General features: G+C 52.8%; 13 protein-coding genes. 7 read left to right on the top strand and 6 right to left on the bottom strand.

The window, feature by feature from the left end; genetic code table 11:
- The first annotated feature begins 43 nt into the window (after window positions 1–43).
- From fabZ to M516_RS0117980, 4 genes are all read left to right on the top strand, one after another.
- Entirely contained in the window at window positions 44–499 is a 456-nt protein-coding gene (fabZ, locus tag M516_RS0117995) for a 3-hydroxyacyl-ACP dehydratase FabZ (protein ID WP_029100342.1), read from the top strand.
- 90 nt (window positions 500–589) lie between these two features.
- Window positions 590–1,339: a WecB/TagA/CpsF family glycosyltransferase gene (locus M516_RS0117990; RefSeq protein ID WP_029100341.1), complete on the top strand. Its 750-nt coding sequence runs from the start codon at window positions 590–592 to the stop codon at window positions 1,337–1,339.
- Window positions 1,340–1,355: 16 nt separating this feature from the next.
- Complete coding sequence (locus M516_RS0117985; protein WP_029100340.1) at window positions 1,356–2,456, top strand: glycosyltransferase family 4 protein; 1,101 nt, start codon at window positions 1,356–1,358, stop codon at window positions 2,454–2,456.
- A gap of 169 nt (window positions 2,457–2,625) precedes the next feature.
- Window positions 2,626–7,155 (top strand): S-layer homology domain-containing protein, encoded by a 4,530-nt coding sequence (locus M516_RS0117980; RefSeq protein WP_029100339.1) that lies wholly within the window; start codon window positions 2,626–2,628, stop codon window positions 7,153–7,155.
- Between the two features lie 31 nt (window positions 7,156–7,186).
- On the opposite strand, the gene M516_RS24445 is transcribed toward M516_RS0117980, so the two are convergent.
- Both M516_RS24445 and M516_RS0117970 read right to left on the bottom strand, forming a co-directional pair.
- Window positions 7,187–7,666: a hypothetical protein gene (locus tag M516_RS24445; protein ID WP_051188290.1), complete on the bottom strand. Its 480-nt coding sequence runs from the start codon at window positions 7,664–7,666 to the stop codon at window positions 7,187–7,189.
- Between the two features lie 90 nt (window positions 7,667–7,756).
- On the bottom strand, window positions 7,757–8,410 hold the full coding sequence (locus tag M516_RS0117970; protein ID WP_029100338.1) for a YigZ family protein: 654 nt from the start codon (window positions 8,408–8,410) through the stop codon (window positions 7,757–7,759).
- Between the two features lie 280 nt (window positions 8,411–8,690).
- On the opposite strand from M516_RS0117970, the gene M516_RS0117965 reads away from it, so the two are divergent.
- The 3 genes from M516_RS0117965 to M516_RS0117955 all read left to right on the top strand — a co-directional run bounded on the left by M516_RS0117965 (window position 8,691) and on the right by M516_RS0117955 (window position 16,658).
- The gene (locus M516_RS0117965) at window positions 8,691–9,899 is read left to right on the top strand and encodes a TolC family protein (protein WP_029100337.1); all 1,209 of its coding nucleotides are present in this window, start codon (window positions 8,691–8,693) and stop codon (window positions 9,897–9,899) included.
- Window positions 9,900–10,339: 440 nt separating this feature from the next.
- The gene (locus M516_RS0117960; RefSeq protein WP_029100336.1) at window positions 10,340–13,510 is read left to right on the top strand and encodes an S-layer homology domain-containing protein; all 3,171 of its coding nucleotides are present in this window, start codon (window positions 10,340–10,342) and stop codon (window positions 13,508–13,510) included.
- A 199-nt stretch (window positions 13,511–13,709) separates the two neighbouring features.
- Window positions 13,710–16,658, top strand: coding sequence for an immunoglobulin-like domain-containing protein (locus tag M516_RS0117955; RefSeq protein WP_029100335.1), 2,949 nt, complete (start codon window positions 13,710–13,712; stop codon window positions 16,656–16,658).
- A 108-nt stretch (window positions 16,659–16,766) separates the two neighbouring features.
- On the opposite strand, the gene M516_RS0117950 is transcribed toward M516_RS0117955, so the two are convergent.
- From M516_RS0117950 to M516_RS26030, 4 genes are all read right to left on the bottom strand, one after another.
- The gene (locus M516_RS0117950) at window positions 16,767–17,444 is read right to left on the bottom strand and encodes a helix-turn-helix domain-containing protein (protein WP_029100334.1); all 678 of its coding nucleotides are present in this window, start codon (window positions 17,442–17,444) and stop codon (window positions 16,767–16,769) included.
- A gap of 18 nt (window positions 17,445–17,462) precedes the next feature.
- A complete protein-coding gene (locus tag M516_RS0117945) occupies window positions 17,463–17,816 on the bottom strand; it encodes a tyrosine-type recombinase/integrase (protein ID WP_193746995.1) in 354 nt (117 codons plus the stop codon).
- 87 nt (window positions 17,817–17,903) lie between these two features.
- On the bottom strand, window positions 17,904–18,689 hold the full coding sequence (gene istB / locus M516_RS0117940; protein ID WP_029099487.1) for an IS21-like element helper ATPase IstB: 786 nt from the start codon (window positions 18,687–18,689) through the stop codon (window positions 17,904–17,906).
- The coding region (locus tag M516_RS26030; RefSeq protein ID WP_420796328.1) for a Mu transposase domain-containing protein at window positions 18,686–19,211 on the bottom strand (526 nt) is incomplete at its 5' end. The genes M516_RS26030 and istB, both read right to left, overlap by 4 nt.

Genomic DNA, 19,211 nt, shown 5'->3' with positions numbered 1-19,211 from the left:
TACACGGATGAAACGCATAAAGTATGGAAATGGAGCGGTGTTTATGGAATTGCGCACGCCTTTGGACGCGGTCGACATTCAAGCGATCATTCCCCATCGTTACCCGTTTTTGCTGGTGGACAAGATTGTCGAGCTGGAACTGGGCAAACGGGCCGTGGGGATCAAAAACGTAACGATCAACGAACCGTTTTTCCAAGGCCATTTTCCCGGCTACCCGGTCATGCCCGGCGTGCTGATCGTCGAGGCGCTGGCCCAGGTGGGCGGGGTGGCGATGTACATGGAAGAAAACAAGGGAAAGCTGGGACTGTTTGCCGGCATTGACGGCCTCCGGTTCAAGGAGCAGGTAAAGCCGGGCGACACGCTCGTCCTGGAAGTGGAAATGACGCGCGTGCGCGGCTCCATCAGCAAATGTCGCGGTATCGCGAGGGTAAACGACAAGATCGCGGTCGAGGGCGAGCTGATGTTTGCTCTGGTCGACGCGAAGCAGGCACATTCATGAATTTCTTGAATGTGCCTTTCTTTTCGGGTAGAATGGCTAATGTGCAACTTTTTTTAGACGCATAGCGTCTAGACAATGAAGGTGAAACTATTGACCAAACAGGTCGCAAACATATTGGGTGTGTCGTTTTCCACGCGCGGTTTTGACGAAACGGTCGCCGATCTTGTCGAACGGATCGCGAGCGGGCGTAAGACGCACGTCGTCACCGCCAATCCGGAGATCGTCATGCTGGCGCGGGAAAACCGTTCGCTGCGCGCCATCCTGGAACAAGCCTACGTCGTTCCCGACGGCATCGGGATCGTGTACGCGGCCAGGTGGACGAAGCAGCCGATCAGCGAGCGCGTCACGGGCGTCGATTTGCTCGAAGCGCTGATGGCGGCGGCGGACCGGCACCAGTGGAAAGTATATCTGTTGGGGGCGTCCCCGGAGGTGAATCGGCTCGCGGCGGAAAAGCTGGCGGGACGGTATCCGGGTGCGCGCATCGTCGGGTATCGGGACGGATATTTTCAACAAGGCGAAGAGCCGGCAATCGTGCGGGAGATTGCGGAAAAAGCGCCCCATCTGCTGTTTGTGGCGATGGGCTCTCCCAAGCAGGACGAGTGGATCGCCAGGTATCGCGATCAACTGCAGGCGTCCCTGATGATGGGGGTGGGCGGCAGCTTTGACGTCATTGCCGGGAAAGTAAAGCGGGCGCCAAAGCTGTGGCAGCGGCTGCATCTGGAGTGGCTGTACCGGCTGCTGGCCCAGCCGTCGCGCTGGAAGCGGCAGTTGGCCATTCCGCGCTTTGTGTGGACAGTCTTGAAGGAAAAAGGGGAAAACCGCTCCGAAAGGTACCCGTAGAGAGGAGAAACAGCCGATGTCAACGATGATTTTCGGGTTTCTGACTTCGCTGATCGTGGCTTTTGCGGCCACACCCTTTGTAAAAAAACTGGCAGAATCCATCGGCGCCGTAGATGCGCCCAACCAGCGCAAGGTGCATACGCGGATCATGCCGCGCATGGGCGGTCTGGCCATCTACGCGGGCTATCTCGTCTCGTTTTTCCTGTTTGTTCCGTATTCCAGTTTCAAGGAAATGCTGGGGATTTTCATCGGCGGGACGATCGTCATGACGGTGGGGATACTGGACGACAAACTGCAGCTTTCGCCCAAATGGAAGCTGCTCGGCCAATTGGCAGCGGCGGCCGTGGTCGTCGTTCCGTTTGGCCTGAAAATCGGCGTCGTCAACCTGCCGTACGAAGGCAGCATTGACTTTACCAGCGGCTGGCTGCTTTGGCTGGCGATCCCGATCACGATCTTCTGGATCGTCGGCGTCACCAACGCGGTCAACCTGATCGACGGTCTGGACGGGCTTTCCGCCGGCGTATCGGCGATTGCCACTGCCACCATGGCGGTCGTGGCGCTGGTGAACGGCCCCGGCTATGAAAACGTGGCCATCTACTGTTTCGTACTGCTGGGAGCCATCCTGGGATTTCTGTACTTCAACTTTCATCCGGCCCGCATCTTCATGGGGGACACCGGTTCGCTGTTTTTGGGCTTCAACCTGGCGGCGCTGTCCGTCATGGGCTTCAAAGAGGCGCTGTTCGTCTCGTTCATCATCCCGATTGTGGTGCTGGGCGTTCCGCTTTGGGATACGTTCTTTGCGATCGTTCGCCGGATCGTGAACAAAAAGCCGATTTCCAGCCCGGACAAAGGGCATCTGCACCACTGTCTCCTGAACATGGGCCTGTCGCATCGGGCCACGGTCCTGACCATCTATTCGGTCAGCATCTTCTTCGGCACGATGGCGATCGTGCTGACGAAAACGACCAAATGGACAACCATTATCGTGATGGCGGTGCTGCTGTTCGCGATGCACGTGGCCACCGAGGTGGTCGGTCTCGTCGGCCGCCGTCACCGCCCGCTGATCAACGCGGTCCGACGGTTGAAAATCAAGTATACAGAACGGCGAAGCCACTAGACAGGCAATCCCCTGCTGGATCACCAGCAGGGGATTTTTCCGCTTTTTAACAAAAATCCTTAAGCCAAACCGATGTTTTTCCGATAAAAGAAATGACGAGAAAGGCGTCCCTTACTCTCTCGGGCAGGGGACAAAATCACGCAGAAAAACATGTGGAGAGGTGAAGACTTTGCAGAAGACGTATCAGCAATTTCGGCGTTGGCTCGCAGTATGTCTGACGATGCTGCTGCTGGTGACCGGTCTGGTTCCGGCGATGCCCGCGTCGGCCGCGGGAACCTGGACGATTGCCAACCCGTCGTCCATCGTGGTGGACAGCTCCGAGACAAATGCCTTCGGTACTTTTTCCAATCCGGTAGAGGTCAAAAACAGAACGATCAACGGAATCGTCCTGACCAATACGGCCGCCTCCGGCAACACGGTCGCCGTGGCAGTGGACGGCACGCAGGTCGTCTACAATCCTGCCCCCGCCTTTGTCGGACAGACCCTGACGCTTCCGCCGATCAACATTGATCGTAACGGCGCGGTCACCAAAGTGGAAGTATGGTTTGGCTCCGAAAAAGCCACCATGTACTACAAGCTGGTGAAACAGCAGACCGGGGCGACGCTGCAGATCGTGCCTCCGTCCGACCTGGTCCCGCCGGCCAATCCGTCCCAGCCGGGCAACGGGAACAGCGCCAGTGAAGCGCTCGTCACCAATTCCGGCAAGCTGACCAATCTCAAAGTGAAATACACGGATCCCGGCAATCTGGACCCCAGCCCCGTGCTGGAAGTGCAGGTGGACGGGAAACCGGTCCAGACCATTACGGCTCCGACAGCAAAAAACGACGGCTCCGAGATTCCCGTCGGCACCATCGATCTGAAAAACGGCATCAACGTCATCAAGGTGGTGTCGGTCAACACCGGCTATGAAAGCCTGCAGTATTACGATTATCGACCGCAGAACAGCCCGATTGTCCTGCTCGATTACCCGAACCAGGGGACAAGCGTCACCAATCCGGTGCTGCACGCGGAAAACAAAATTACGCTCCGCGGGATCTACGGAGCGGGTGTGACAGGCGCCAACCTGCGTCTGAAAATTACCACCAACAACGGACAAACCGTGGAAGATCTCAGCTCCACGTCGCCGACCCTGAGCGGCACCAACAACTTTACGTTCTGGGACGTTCCCCTGAAGCCGGGATTGAACGTCATCTCGTTCTATGAACGGGTGGGAAGTGTCACCAAGGAACACTATCAATTCTACGTGCAGTACAACAACACGCCGTATATCGACAGCATCAGCGTGAACGACACGCCGCTCACGTCGGCCACCACGCTGATTACGGTGGCGTCGACCAACCGTTTGACCCTGAATGTGGACGGTAAGGTGAAGAACGCCGAGAAGGTCGTCGTGAAAAACGTGACCACCGGCGACGAAGTGGAGGCGAGGGTCACGTCCGGCGCATTCGCCGCCAACCTGCCTTCGCAGTTGGGAGAAAACCGGCTGGAGTTTACCGTCTACAACGACAACAAAAAAGTGGGCGTCATCAGCCGGACGATCCATGTGGTGTCCCGTTCACAGGATACCGCCAACCAGTTCTACAACGTAACCATTCAAAAGCAGGGAACACCGCCGACACCTGTGACCAATCTGGTGCTGGGCCAGGTGGCTGCGCTGCCGGGAACGGGCACTCCGAACACCGAAAAGTATCAAATCAGCGGTACGGCCCTGCTGCAATTTGAAGAGACCGACAAGCAAACGATCAAGCAGTTCAAGCTGGAGTACAAAAACGAAAAAACCGGGGGGACGTTCTCGGTTGACAACATTACGCCTGCTTCCCGAACGTACAAGGGTAGCGGCTTTACCGAGTACGCCATCACCGGCGCGATCGCGAGCGGCGGTGCGGACACCGGCATTCTGGAAGACGGCGTCACCTATCGGGTTACCCTGAGCTACGAGTACACCACCACCGATCCGACAACCGGCGTACAGACGGATTCCGGGTTCTATCAGGTGAACGGGTACGAGTACAGGTTTACCTATGTGGACGATACCAAACCGCGATTTGTCGAAGCGTACATCGACTCGACCAAGCTGTCCGAGTACACGGTCAACCCGCTGGGGAAAGCCACCTTTACGGTAGACCTGAAGACGGTGAACATGAGCGGTAATCAGACCGATTACACCGTAACGTACAACGGCAGCCCGATCAGCTATAATCTGGACGCGCTGAATGCTACGCAGTTCAAGTTTACCCTGTCCAACATGCCGGCGGGTACAGGGGATCTGGAGATCAGGTACACCAACGGCTCAACGGCGCTTTCCGTCACGTACAAACTGAACATCCAGATTGCGCCGTATCTCCAACTGACGTACATCGACGGTTCCGGACAGGTCCGCAGCTTTGAGAGCGGGTATCAGATCAAGAGTGACGACGACTTCGTTTCGCTGAGCGGGAAGGTGTACAACTACGACCTGACGTCCAGCAACATTGTAGTCAAGCTGAACGGAACACCGATTACCCCGACGTTGGGGACCAACAACAGCTTTACGATCAGCAAGGCATCCCTGCAGGACAACATCAAGTCCAAAGGCGAACACACGCTGGAAATCACGCTGACCACCGAGCCGTCCGTCAGCTTCACGTACAAGATCCTGTTCATCACGTCCAAAGCGCCGACGATTGAAGACGTCAAGCTGAAAATCAGTGAAAACGGCAAGGACAACGAACTGGTCAAACAACCGACGGATACGGCTTACAGGACGGGCGCCAAGTTCCTGAGCGAGTTTTCGTTTACGGTAAAGGACGCGGAGCATGTCTATATTGAGAAAAACGGCAAGCGCATTGCCGATTTCCGCTATGAAAACGGCGACTGGGAACAAAAGGAAGACAATCAGGACTACAACGACACGCTGAACCAGATTCCTTCCGGGCTTCGCCGTGATTTCCAGGAGTACAACTTCGACGCGGAAAGCAAGACGTCGTTCCGGGCCAAGATGCGCAGCAGCGACTACGGCGACCTGCTGGAACAAATTCAGGATGAGGTAACCAAAAGCGACGAGCAGGAGCAAAAACTGGCGCTCTTCCCGCTTACCCTGAAAAAGAACGGCACCACCACCTACACGATCGTGGCCGAGGACGGCAATGGCGCGGTGGTCCGATACGAGGTGAAAATTGACCAGACCACCAACAGTTGGGAGATTATCTCCCCGGTCAAAGCCAAGGAGAGCGATCCGTACATCGTCGTAAACGCCAACAGCGTGCCGATCAAGGTCTTTGCCGAAAATGCGACCAAGGTGATGTTCGGCAAAACGGAAGCGAAGGTAACCAACACCACGCAGCGGGATTTCGAGTACAATGAAGACCTTGGCAAACCGGTCCCGAAATCCTACTACGTGTTTACCGCTACCGTTCCGTTGAAAGCGGGCCTGAACAAGATCAAGTACACCGTCTTCGTAGGCAGCACGTCCTACAACGACGAGGTTCAGATTTTCAACGCCAACTCGTCCGTAAACGGTGCCGAGTACCGCGACGTGCTGGGCAAGAAAACGTCGTTCAGCGTCTTTGACAAGAAGCTGGAGCTGAAGTTCCCGACCGGCACCGTACTGGTTTCGCCGCCCAACAAGCTGGAGGGCGAAGAAGTCACCAATCCGACCAAGGACATCTTTGTCGATGTGGAGCTGTACTTCGGCATTGCCGACCGGACGACCGGCCAGGTGGCGATTCCGGACGATGACATGAAGTCCAAGCTGACGCTGAATGAAAACTTCAACTACGCCAGCCCGCTCTACTACATCGATGCCGGTGACAAAAACGCGCCGGGCGGACGCGATCCGTACTACAGCGACGGGGACGACATCGATACCTTCAAGGATCGCTACGAGGACAACCTGGTTCCGAGCAAGCCGGGTACATTGACGATCCAGTACGACCCGTCCATCGTTAATGCGGCCAACAACATCCTGACGGTGTACTATCACAATGGGGATGAATGGCAAAACCTTGGCGGGGTTGTCAATACGAGCAAGAAAACCATCACGGTGCCGTTTGCCGGATTTGGGTACTACATGGTCATGAAGACCAAAGAGTCGTTTGACGACGTGGTCAATCACGACTTTGCGCGTGACGCGATGGAGACGCTGTACGCCAAAGGGATCATGCCGAACTACAGTGCCGTCTCGTTTGGGGCCAACCGCGACATCACGCGCGGCGAGTTTGCCACCATGCTGGTGAAGGCGCTCGACCTGCCAATCAATGATGGTCCGTACGTCGACAGCCGCACGCCATCCGCGCCGACGTTCAACGACGTGCGTCCGGTACGGGACACCTGGGACTACCAGTACAAATACATTGAAACGGCGGCCCGCGCCGGCATCGTCCGCGGCAAGGAACCGGGCTACTTCCGTCCGGACGATCCGCTGACCCGCGAAGAAGCGGCAATTATGATCGCCCGCGCGCTCAACCTGAAGTTGGGCACGCCGGATGCTGCGAAAGTGGCCCTGGCGAAAATGTTTACCGACGCCAAGGATGTAGGCTACTATGCGCAGCCTGCCGTACTGGCGGTGGCCAAAGCGAAGATTATGGCCGGCGAACCGAACGATCCGGCAGCCAAGAAGCCGACGTACCGCTTCCTGCCGAAGTCCAACCTGACCCGCGCCGAGATGGCGGTCATCACCATCCGCGTCATGGTCCAACTGAAAAAACTGCCGAAGCAGTAACAACGAAAGAAGCTGAAGAGGAGCTCCCTCTTCAGCTTCTGTTTTTGTCGTCCAGATACTTGTCCAGCCTCTCGCGCAGTAGGAACAACTGCTTTTCCTGCTCCCATACCTTCTTGTCCAGAAAGGTCACGGTTTCGTTGGTTTGTTTGAACGCCGCGTGGAGATCGTGGACGTCCGCCTGCACCTCTTCCAATCGGGCGTTCGTATGACCGACCATCTGGATGAGAGAGGCCGTCATCTCCTCCACGCTGATCATGCGGCGCTCGTGTTTGTCCAAGCGCTCCTCGATCCGCTCAAACCGTTTATCAACCTGTTCGAATCGCTTGTCAATCTGTTCGAATCGCTTGTCTACCTGCTCAAATCGCTTGTCAATCTGTTCAAAGCGTTCGTCAATCTGCTCAAACCGCCTGTCCACGTCCTGAAACCGCTTGTCGATCTCCCGAAACCCCTGCTCCATCCGCTCGGCAACAGCATCCAGCTTGTCAAACAGCTCGTCCAGCGTTTTCCCCACCGCGCTCCCCGCCTTTACGAATTGTTGGTTTCTTGCTTCCCTCTCATCGTAGACAATGTCAGTGCGGTACACAAGCTTTTTTGATTCGGGTTAGTCGTCGCCGCCAACCGCCTCCACCGGCACTTCCACGTACTCGTTTTCCCCCAACACAATGTCGGCCTGTCCGTTGGTCAAATCGGTCATCCGTTCCACAAAGGCGTCCTGTTCCCCTTCCGGAATCAGCAGGTGAACCGTTACCTTGTCCGTGTAGTCGGTGGCGGTGACCCGGTGCTGGCCGAGGCGCAGTTCGTTTTCCACCTTGCCCCACCAGTGATAGTCGACGATAACCGATACCTGCTGGTGCAGGGTGTGGACGACGATGCCCGCAGCCTTGAGCGCCGTGACGCAGCCGGCCGTGTAGGCGCGCACCAGGCCGCCCGCCCCCAACTTGATCCCGCCGAAATAACGGGTGACCACGACCACGGTGTCCTTGACGCCGTTCTTTTTGATGCACTCCAGGATCGGCTTGCCGGCCGTGCCGCTCGGCTCTCCGTCGTCGCTGGAGCGCTGAATCTGGTCGTTTTCGCCGATGACAAAGGCGGAACAGTTGTGCGTCGCGTCCCAGTGCTTCTTTTTAATCATGGCGATAAACGCGGCCGCCTCTTCTTCCGTTGTGACACGTTGGGCATATCCGATAAACCGGGAACGCTCGATGACGATTTCGCCTTCACCGTACCCGGCAACTGTTTTGTACTGCCGCAGCATCTTACACATCACCTCAAGGGTTAGCATAGCACGTTCCCGCACGCTTCGCGAATGGTGAAATTTTTTCGCCGCCCATTCGTACTAACACGGGACAGTTTTCATGTGCTAACGGGGAGAGCGGAGGTGTATACATGGTAAAGTGTGAATTGTAAGGGGAAAAAACTGGATGCGGAAGATTCTTCGTGTACGAAACATTCAACTATGATATAGTGATCTTGGGACAAACTGAAAGATTCCGTACTGTCGGAACCGACAAAAAAGCGAAAAGGAGTGTAGAACCATGAACTTTCCATATTCGCCGAAGAAATGGCTGACCATCTCGCTGGCTGCGATTGTAGCTACGTCGATCGGCGCAGGGGCCATGGCCCAGTCTTCAAACGACGGGACAGCATCTCAGACGACAAATCAGACACAGACACGAACCACTCCATCGAACCAGACCGATAAAGCCGACACAACCATTCAACCAACCGCGCAAGATGCCGCAGAGGAACTGACGCTGGAAAAAGCAGTGGAACAGGCGCTGAAGACGAATCCCAAGCTGCAGCAGGCCCGCCTGGATGAGAAAAACGCGAGCGTCAACGCCGAGCTTACATACGATACGGTGGCGGAGATCCCGTCCGAATTCGTCCGTTCGCTGGACGCCGCCAAGCAAAAATACGTGTCCAGCGCGCAGGCGAAAATGACGGAAAAGCTGAACAAGCTGGCGGTACAGACAACGGAAAACCAGATCAAGCTGGGCGCTCAACAATTGTATTACGCCCTGCTGCATGCACAAGCCGACCTGGAGTTGAAGAAACAAAGCCTGGAGCGCGCCCAGACCCAGCTCAAAGTGGCCAAAGCTCATTTTGACGTTGGCACCAAGGCGAAAACGGACATCCTGCAGGCGGAGATGGGCGTAGCCGGCGCGCAGGCAGCGCTGGCGGCGGCGGAAAACAACGTGGAGATCGCCCGCATGAAGTTGAACGAATTCCTCGGGGTGGATTTGAACAAGAAATGGAAGCTGTCCAACGACAACAAACAGGTGGCCGCCCCGTCGATGACACTGCAGCAGGCACAGGAGAAGGCGCTGCAGCAGCGTATCGAAATCACGCAAAAGCAGGAAGAATTAAATCTGGCCGAACTGAATGTAAAGCTGATCGAGGAGTATTCCGCGCTGTCCACTTACCCGGGTAAGATCGCCCGCAACAACGTGGAAAAGGCAAAACTGGCGATCGAGGAACAGAAGCGCACCATCTCCCGCGAAGTGGCGGAAGCCTACTACAGCCTGAATGCGGCGAAGCTGGGCATCGAATTCAAGAAAAAGGCGAAGGAAGCGGCGGCGGAGAGCTATCGCCTGACCAGCCTGCGCTATGAAAACGGTCTGGCGACCACGCTGGAAGTCATTCAGGCCGAAGAAGCACTCGCCGATCAGGAAAACCAGTACGAACAGGCCGTGCGCGACTACAACCTGGCTGTCGTGAACTTCGAGACAGCTACAGGAAAGTAAGTGTAAAGTTGTAAACTTCCCGGACAAATTGGAAAAAGATTCATGGGTGACAGTCCGTCCGACCTGCCCTATAATACGAGTTGTGGCGGATGTCACCACATACATAACCAGTAAGGAAAACGGCCACAAAAATTTTTAAAAACTTTTTCGGAGGCACCGCAACTTTTTCAAATCTGAGGCGTTTAATAGGATGTCACACGAAAAACGGGGAATTGTGTAAAAAAGATTCACGAATTCTAGCAACTGTGTTACACTAGGGATTGCCGCATTTACACAATACTGAATATACTAGAGATTTATTCGGGCAAAAAAGTCAATGCAGTCCTGCGAAAGGAGGTGACACGCGCTTGCAGGATTCGGGCTTTAAAAAGAAAGATAGATCGAAAACAAATATTCCCCAAGAACAATTTGTTTATTCCAGAGGAGGAGAACCCAAGGTTATGAAAAAGGTTGTTAACAGCGTACTGGCAAGTGCACTCGCACTTACTGTAGCACCGATGGCATTCGCTGCCGAGGAGACAAACAACACCGAAGCTCCTAAAATGGATGCGGATCTTCAGAAAGTAGTAGGACGCCTGGCAGCACTGAACCTGGTTGCTGGTTATGGCAACGGTGACTTCGGTGTAGACCGTACCATCAACCGCGCTGAGTTCGCTACCCTGATGGTTCGTCTGAAAAACATGACGGAAGGTGCAAAACTGGCTCAATTCCAGTCTAACTTCACCGACGTGAAACCGAGCGACTGGTTTGCGGGCTTCGTTAACGTAGCATCCGGTCAAGAAATCGTAAAAGGTTACCCGGACAAGACCTTCCGTCCTGCTAACAACGTTACTTACGCGGAAGCCGTAACCATGATCGTTCGCGTTCTGGGTTACGAGCCGGCTGTTAAAGGCGTATGGCCGAACAACATGATCGCAGAAGCTGCCAAGCTGAACATTGCGAAAAACATCTCCGCTCCGAACAATGCGGCTACTCGCGGCGACATCTTCAAAATGATGGACAACGCGCTCCGCGTGAAACTGATGGAGCAAGTTGAGTTCGGTACCGACATCCGCTTTGAAGTGAAAGACGACACGCTGCTGACCAAGTACCTGGACGTTGACGTATACGACATGGAGTGGGCTCGCGACAGCAAAGGCGAACTGCCGATCGTATCCAACGTACCGGTAATCGGTCTGGGTTCGATGAAAGCCAACGAAATCACCCTGAGCGGCAAAGACGCCGGCATGGGCACCAAAGGCACCACGTTCAAAGTGGCTGACGGCATCAACCCGAACGAGTACGCTGGTCAACACGTACAAGTGTGGATCAAGGACGACAAAGAAAACACCGTTGTGTGGATGGAAGGTTCCGAGGACGAAGAAGTGGTTATGGACCGTCTGGGTACCTTCTACCTGAACGACAAGTCCAAGTTCAATGTGGATGACATCAGCAAATCCTCCGATCTGAGCGATCTGGAAATCGAACTGGACGGCAGCGGCAAAACCTATCGTTTCACCGAAGATACCAAAGTTACCTTCAACTTCCAGCCGTATGACAGCAACGTAAAAGGTATCAAGGAAATCATCAAGGCGAACGATGGTTACACCTTCTCCGCCAAAGTCGTTCTGGATAAAGACAACAAAATCAGCTACATCCACGTAATCGACGACCAAACGCTGAACCAAACCAAAGAAGGTTACAAATACGGTTCCGAAGTCATCAAGAAAATCGACGCCGAGAAGAAGCGTATCGAGAACCTGGATGGCGGCAACTTCACCGCGCTGAAAGACCTGGAAGAGGGCGTAGACTTCCTGGTATTCCGCGACAACAAACCGGCGAAACTGGCCGACCTGAAAGAAATGGACGTGTACAGCGTTTACTACGCAAGCGGCAACAAGAAGAAGCTGCTGGTATTCGCTAACAGCACGCAAGTTGAAGGTAAAGTGGAACGCGTAATCGTTCGCAACGACGGCGACAACCGTCTGGAAATCGACGGCAAGTCCTATCGTTTCCGTCCGGGCTCCACTTACTCCGACAACGCGAACAAAGATGTGAAAGAGCTGAACTCCAGCAACTGGGATCTGGTTCGCGACCTGAAAGGCGAAGAAGTAAAACTGTACCTGGATGCATCCGGCCGTATCCGCCACATCGAAACCAAGGACAGCGTGGACGATCGCCGCTTCAAAGCTATCCTGACTCGCAAAGCCGAGTACAATAAAGGCAAATACGAATTCGGCATCATCAACGAAAAAGGCAAAGAGCTGGATATCGCGGTAGATCCGGAAGACGTTTACCGTGCAGACGGCAAATCGTACGAAAGCAATCCGGATGACATCGAAAATGACTTCATCCCGGATAAAGAAGACATCCTGCTGCTGGAAGTAACCCTGGATTCCAAAGGCGATGCAGAGAAGGTTAAAGTTCTCCCGACCAAGCTGAAACATCTGCAAGATAAAGCTTGGAATGACGCTGCTGACGAAGATGATGAAACCATCAAGGATAGCGACGGTCTCTACACCGTAACTGCCGACACGGCCATCTTCGACATGACCGGCGAAATCACAGGCAAACGTTACGAGCTGCAAAATCCGGGCGTAGCGAAGTTTGCCGACATCGCTGACAAAAACGACCTGGATGTATACTATGCCGTAAATGAAGACGAAGAAGAAGTAGACGCAATCTTCGTTGTCGAAGGTAAAGGCCTGGGCAGCAAAACGCTCTACGGTCTGGTTACCCAACTGGGCGGCCGCAGCGACAACGACGAAATCGAGGTTATTACCAAAGACGGCGAAAGCGGTCAGGTAACGACCAAAACCTTCAAACTGGACGACGATCTCGAAGATCTGCTGGATCGCAACATCGACCGCGGCGACTTCATCGCGTTCAGCCTGAACTCCAGTGAAGAAGTCATCGTCAAGGATGTTGTCGAAGTAGTTGACGGTGCTCAAGACATCGATGTCGCAGACTTCTTCGGCGACGGCAAATACGCACCGGCAACTGAGGATGAGCTGGAAGAAGCATCTCTGCATGCTCTGACGGTTGCTCGCGTTGACAAGAAAGATGGCAGCAACAAGTTCTACTTCGAGTACAAAGATCAAGATGGTAAAACCCAAAAAGCTACCTTCACCCTGAACTCCAAAACTGCTTTCATCAACGCATATGATATGGAAGCAGGCGACGGCATCGACGAAGGCGACTACGTAATCCTCGTAGAAACCGACGACGATGGTAACGTATGGGATTACGTCATCAAAGTTTCTTCCGTAGATGACGCGAAGAGAGACTACGATGATGACGAGGTAGAAGAATACACCACGAACTTCTTCAAGCAGTTCGCTAACGGTAATATTGTTCCTAAACCGCCGATCGTCGACCTGATTGACGAAGATTCCGTAGACGTGGTTGTAACTCCGAAACTCGGCGGTATGCTGGCTGAGTACAAAGTGACCGGTAAAGCCGCAGCAGGCGCAACTGTGAAGGTGACGATCGGCACTCGTTCCGGCCAAGCTACAGCAAATAGCAATGGTGACTTCGAAGTAACCATCCTGGGCAAAGCTGGTGAGACTGAAGCAGTCATCGAAGCATCCAAAGACGGTAAATCCGAAGGACCTCACACCATTGAAATTTAATTCGGATCCGCTTCCGTAGTTACGGTTGATGGCATGGAATGGCATGGGGCAGAGGGATTCCCCTCTGCTCCCCATGCAATGCTTGTCGATCGTAAATTGATGCTCAGATAAGGAGAAACACACGCAACAGGATTACCAGCGTAGAGTGTTTCTCAATATATAAGACAAAAATTCCTATCAAAATCTGGAGGGGTAGTACGTGAATAAAAAGCTGGTGCTTTCTGTACTCTCGACAGCAGTAGTAGCTAGCATGGCCGCTTCCGCTATGGCTAAGCCGAACGCTGGTTTTTACGTTGGCGGCAATGTAGATAAATACTATTCCATCGATGCTTTCCTCAATCACCTGGATACGGCTCTGGATGAAATCATCGACAATCTCGACAGCACTACCTTTGTTGACGAGAATGGCAAAGCCGCACCGTTCCTGAGCGCTCTGAACGCACAAACGGAAGAAGAGCTGAACGCTGTTACGGAACCGGCTCGTCTGGACCACTTTGAAAATAATCCTTACGCCATCGTAGACGGTACTGGTGTCTACAATCCTGAAGAGGATGAAGACCTGCTGGCGCCGGAACCTGGTGAGCTGAAAGTTGAGAGCGTAAGTGCTATTAACGCTAATGAAATTAAAGTAGTTTTCGGCAAGGAAGTATTCAAAGAATCTGCTGAAACAGAGTCCAACTACAGCATTACTTTGAATGGTGCACCGTTTAACCCGGCTGGTCTCACCGCAACTCTGTTGGATGATAAGAAAACGGTAATTCTGAGCAACGTAAACGCTGGTGTACAACAGCAGATCTTCTCTAACGGTGACTCCTTCCGCGTTACTGTGGATGGCGTAATGGACAAAGACTACAACAAGTTCCCGAAATTCACTAGTGAACTGGCTGCATACAACGATGTAACTGCACCGACTGTAGTTAAGTCCGAACTCCGTGGGTCTACCATCCGTGTTTACTTCAGCGAACCTGTAACTGGTGGTACTATTAAAGTTGACAACGGTACTGCAGTAGCTCCTGCTTCGTATGTAAATGGTGGTGGCGTATACTATGTAACGCTTAACGCAACCGCAGCTCAACAAGCAGCTGGCACCCATACTGTAACTGTGTACAACTTCCAAGATGCTGAAGGTAACACTCTGCCTGTAGCAACTACAACCTATACTGCTGCAGCTGATACGACTGCACCTTCCGTACAAAGCATCACAGCGGAATCTGCTTACACATTCAAAGTTAAAGTAAGCGAACCACTTGCTGCTGAACCGACAATTGAAGTTAAGAAGGGCAACCTTGTACTTCCGCTTGACAATACTTTCGGCGGTGGTAACGGCATCGCTCTGGACACCACCGATACTACTAACACAACTTACATTGTAAAAGTTGCTGATGCTAACGCATCTAACCCGGTATACGGAACAGGTGAAACTTCTGTAAACCTGTCTGTAAAAGTATCCGATCTTAAGGATAATGCTAATCTGGTTGGCGCGGTCTTCAATGGTACGGTAACTCTGTCTAAAGACGCAACTGCTCCGACAGTTGTTAACGCGAACCTGAACACTGCCGACACTGCTAACAACTATCTGTACGTACGCTTTAACGAGGATTTGGATGCCTCCTACTCTACTGACGGTGCTTTGGATTCTAAGATCGTTGTTACTAAGAACGGCGTGCAACTTCCGGTTACTGCCGCTTCTGTTCAAAACGATGCTAACGGTGATCCAACACTGGTTCGCGTCACGCTCGGTAGCGTAACGCCTGGTACTTACAATGTGAAGTTCCTGGCTGGTGCTGTAACTGACGTGGATGCTAACGCAAACGCTGAGGTATCTACTACAGTTACCGTTGCTGATCCGACTGCGCTTGTAACACCATCCGTATCTCAACCTGCTGCTAACGTAATCCAAATCACGTTTGGTGGCGGCGTTGACATGACCGATAGCGCAACTAACCTGGCTAACTACACTCTGGACGGTCAAGCGTTCCCAGCTGGTACTACCATTGGCTTCTATAACAACAAGCAAACTGTACGTATCACTCTGCCGAGCAACCTCTACAGCCAAAACACGGTAGCACAGCTGAAGATCAGCAAAAATGTTAAGAACGAAAACAATGTACCGGTTCTTGCATCTGCAAGCCCAGAAACTGAGTACACAACTCAAATCAACATCACTGACAATGTGAAACCTGTTCTTGAAAGTGCTAAATTCCTTGTAACCAGCAATTCCGCTACCACTTCTAACAAAGTAAAATTGACCTTCAGTGAAGATCTGGGAACTGCACCTGCAGCTGACGATCTGAAGGTAACTGTAAATGGCAACGAAGTTGCTGTTTCCAACATTGCTCTCAACGGCGACGTTGTAACCTTCAACATCCCGACCACAGTGATCTCTCAAGGAGCTCAAGTAAAAGTTCTGCCTGCTTCTGAGCAAACTGATGGATCTATGGATGCAGAAGACCTTGCTGGTAACGATCTGACTGAAGGCACCATCGTGACAGCTACGGAAAAAGAACTGGATACTGATGCTATTGCTAGTGATGCCGCTGCGGTTGCAGCTGACAAAGCTGCTCTTGCTGTAAACTACAATGGTACTGATGCAACTATCAACCTTACAACGACCGGTACCAATGGTTCCACCATTACTTGGGCAGATACAACAGACGCAGCAAACGTAGCAACTGTCACCGGTGGTACAGTAGCAATCACTCGCAGCGCTGCTGACGACACTGATGACACTGTAGTATTGACTGCGACCATCACTAAGGGTACTGCAAGTGACACTGCAACATTCACAATTACTGTGAAGGAAGCAAAAGCAGCTGTGTTCGCTAGCGGTGAACCTACAGCTGTAACAGGTGCATCTACAGGTGACCTCGATGTAACTGCTGATTTGGATGAAAACGGAACAGTATACTATGTTGTTGTTCCAGCAGGGGATGCTGCTCCGACCGCTGCTGAAGTTGTAGCAGGTACAGCTTCTGGTGGTGCTACTGCCGTAGCATCGGGACAACTCAGTGTTACTGCAGGAACTCAAGCAACTGCAACAGAAAGCGGTATTACAGCTGGTAGCTACGATGTATACTTTGTTGCAGAGGACGCAAACGGTAATGTTCAAAACACTGTAACATCTGTAACCGGAGTTGCCGTAAACTAATTTTAAGGGTTTGGTGTCTTTCACCACTCGAAAATTGTCGAATGAGTCTACTGCCATCTGGCAGTAGGCTCTTTCTTTATCCTTAAACAAAAGAGCCCTCTCGGACTCTTACCCCCCATACCTTTCCAAAAACTCCTCTACGGCCTTGTTTACCACATCCTTCACCGTGTAGCCGGTACTGTTCACGAATCCCGTCAATCGTTCCGACAACTGCGCCTGAATCTGCACGGTTTTGGTCACAGCCGGCCCTCTGTACCGTTTCATATGTAGCGGCTGCGGTCGATCCGTGACCATGTTCAGAAGCTTGTCCTTGTTTCGCAGGATCTCCTGCAATCCTTGCACTAGTTCTGGTGGTAAGGTGGAGCCTGTTGTAGCGGAACTTTGACCAGTTTGATCCGGAAACGTGACGACGTTGCTTTCGTCACTTCCTTGCAAAGGTTTGCTTGTTTCTGAGAAGACATTGCCATCTTCAAATTGCTGTTCCTTGCTGGCCTGTAAATCATTGCTTGCTGGCAAAGTCTGGCTATCTATTACACTTTCTTGCAAATTGCTTGTAGATGGGTCAAAAAGTAAGGCGGTTTCGGCTACATTCTCAAATGGTTCGCGCTTCGCCAAAGGATCGGGGACGTAGTTTTTGATCGTCCAATCCCAGCGGTAGCCATGCCGGCGCATGTAGCCGCTGACGCCACCTTTTCCTTTGTATCCGAGCAAATCGGCGATCTCTTCCGCTGAATGACCTTCTCGAAACAATTCGATAATCACTTCCACGCGTTCATTGGTCTCCATAGCTGTTCCCTCCTCATCCTACGATAATTTCTCCAATGCTTCCCGCAGATGTTCCGGGGTGGTGTGGGTGTAGATCGAGGTTGCCCGCGGCGAAGCATGGCCGAGCAGCTTCCCGATCCGCAACAAGTCCACGCCGTGATCTTTGTAAAGTGAAGTTGCAAAGGAATGGCGAAGGACGTGCGGCGTCACGTTCTTGGTAATCCCGGCTTCTGCGGCGATCTTATGAATCGTCAGGCGAATATAGCCGGGAGTCATTTTTGTCCCCATCTTCTTGGTGACGAAGAAATAGGGGGAGCTGACCTTTGGCCGCACGTTCTCCAGGTAATCTTGAAGGATCGGCGCCAGTTCCGGATGCAGCGGAATGATTGTCAAGATCAAAAGAAAGCTCCTCAAAAAAATCAATCGAAAATTCCCCAGTAAGAGTTATTTTATACGCCCCTTAGGGGGCGGAAACAAGGACTACTCCTTTGGGTGTTCTTCATGCCCTTCTGGTCGGAAGAAACCCGCCTTTTTCTTTTCTTTGATGCGGTAACTTTCCCCCTTGATATTGATTGTGGTGGAATGATGCAGCAAACGATCCAGGATGGCTGTGGCCAGTATAGAGTCTCCAAAGATTTCTCCCCATGAACCATACGACTTGTTGGAAGTCAGGATGATAGAGCCGGTCTCGTATCGTTCGGAGATGATTTGGAAGAAGAAATGGGCTGCCGGTTCGTCCATCTTGCGATAGCCGATCTCATCGATGATCAACAGACGCGGCTTGGTGTACATGCGAATTTTTTGTTTGATCGTATGGTTCTGATCGGCCTGCTGAAGCGTTTGCACGAGATCATGGGCGGTTGTAAAATACACCGTATACCGCTGCTTAATCGCCTCCAAAGCCAGTGCAACGGCCAAATGTGTTTTCCCCACACCGGGCGGGCCGAGGAAAATGAGATTCTCCTGGTGCTCGATAAACCGAAGGGTCGCCAGATCCCGGATTCGCCGTTCATCGATGGATGGTTGGAAACGAAAGTCGAATTGATCCAGGGTCTTGTGAAAGGGCAAGTTGGCTAGACGTGTCCGGGTCCGGATATACCGATCCCATTTTGCCGCCAACTCCTCCTGCAGCAGCTTGTCCAGAAATTCCAGATACGATATATTGTGTTTGGAAGCTTCTTCGGCGTGGTGGTGAAGCACCTCGGGAATGCGAGTCCATCCGAATTGGTGGAAGGCATCCTCAAGACGTTCTTGCAGCCCAATCATTGGAGCCTCACCGCCTCGTCGAGGAATTGTTCATACACGGATAAGTTTCGTTCCAGCACTTCAGGGGCTGGTCGGTCAACAAGTTTGGGCATTGGGGCAGGAACTCGATGTTGACCGGTTGGGCGCAGTCCTTCGAAGTGCTTTTTGTTGATGACCAGCTGCCCTTTTTGGACGGCCTTGGGATGTTCAGCGATGAGTGTGTCTCCACTGTAAATCCGGATGCGTCCGTTCTTGTCGTCCTGGACATGCACGATTTGCCCCATAAAACGGAAGGGAACGGAGTAACGGTTGGCCTCAAACGATACCAGGCAGTCGGCTGATACCTTCCGAGCATGACGGTCGACGACCGCAAACGGCGTTGGGTTCATGGGTTTCAGCTTTTCCTCATGCCAGCGGTCAACCGGCCTGACGTGCGTGGTTCCATGAATCCTCACGTTGGCCACTTGATTTAGCCACTCACGAGCTTGACGATTCAGATCGTCTACTCCCTTGAATTCCCGAACTCGCGGCCAAAAGTTCTTG

This window comes from Brevibacillus thermoruber 423, assembly GCF_000454065.1.
GTDB classification, from domain to species: domain Bacteria; phylum Bacillota; class Bacilli; order Brevibacillales; family Brevibacillaceae; genus Brevibacillus; species Brevibacillus thermoruber.
The sequence above is the reverse complement of the archived record's forward strand: the minus strand, read 5'-3'. Positions and strand labels throughout refer to the sequence as shown.

What these genes read in the sequence shown, in the direction of transcription:
- istB (WP_029099487.1), bottom strand. Translation starts at nt 18,689, where the DNA reads ATGATTGGGCTGCAAGAACGTCTTGAGGATGCCTTCCACCAATTCGGA.
- fabZ (WP_029100342.1), top strand. Translation starts at nt 44, where the DNA reads ATGGAATTGCGCACGCCTTTGGACGCGGTCGACATTCAAGCGATCATT.
- M516_RS0117960 (WP_029100336.1), top strand. Translation starts at nt 10,340, where the DNA reads ATGAAAAAGGTTGTTAACAGCGTACTGGCAAGTGCACTCGCACTTACT.
- M516_RS0117970 (WP_029100338.1), bottom strand. Translation starts at nt 8,410, where the DNA reads ATGCTGCGGCAGTACAAAACAGTTGCCGGGTACGGTGAAGGCGAAATC.
- M516_RS0117950 (WP_029100334.1), bottom strand. Translation starts at nt 17,444, where the DNA reads ATGGAGACCAATGAACGCGTGGAAGTGATTATCGAATTGTTTCGAGAA.
- M516_RS0117965 (WP_029100337.1), top strand. Translation starts at nt 8,691, where the DNA reads ATGAACTTTCCATATTCGCCGAAGAAATGGCTGACCATCTCGCTGGCT.
- M516_RS0117985 (WP_029100340.1), top strand. Translation starts at nt 1,356, where the DNA reads ATGTCAACGATGATTTTCGGGTTTCTGACTTCGCTGATCGTGGCTTTT.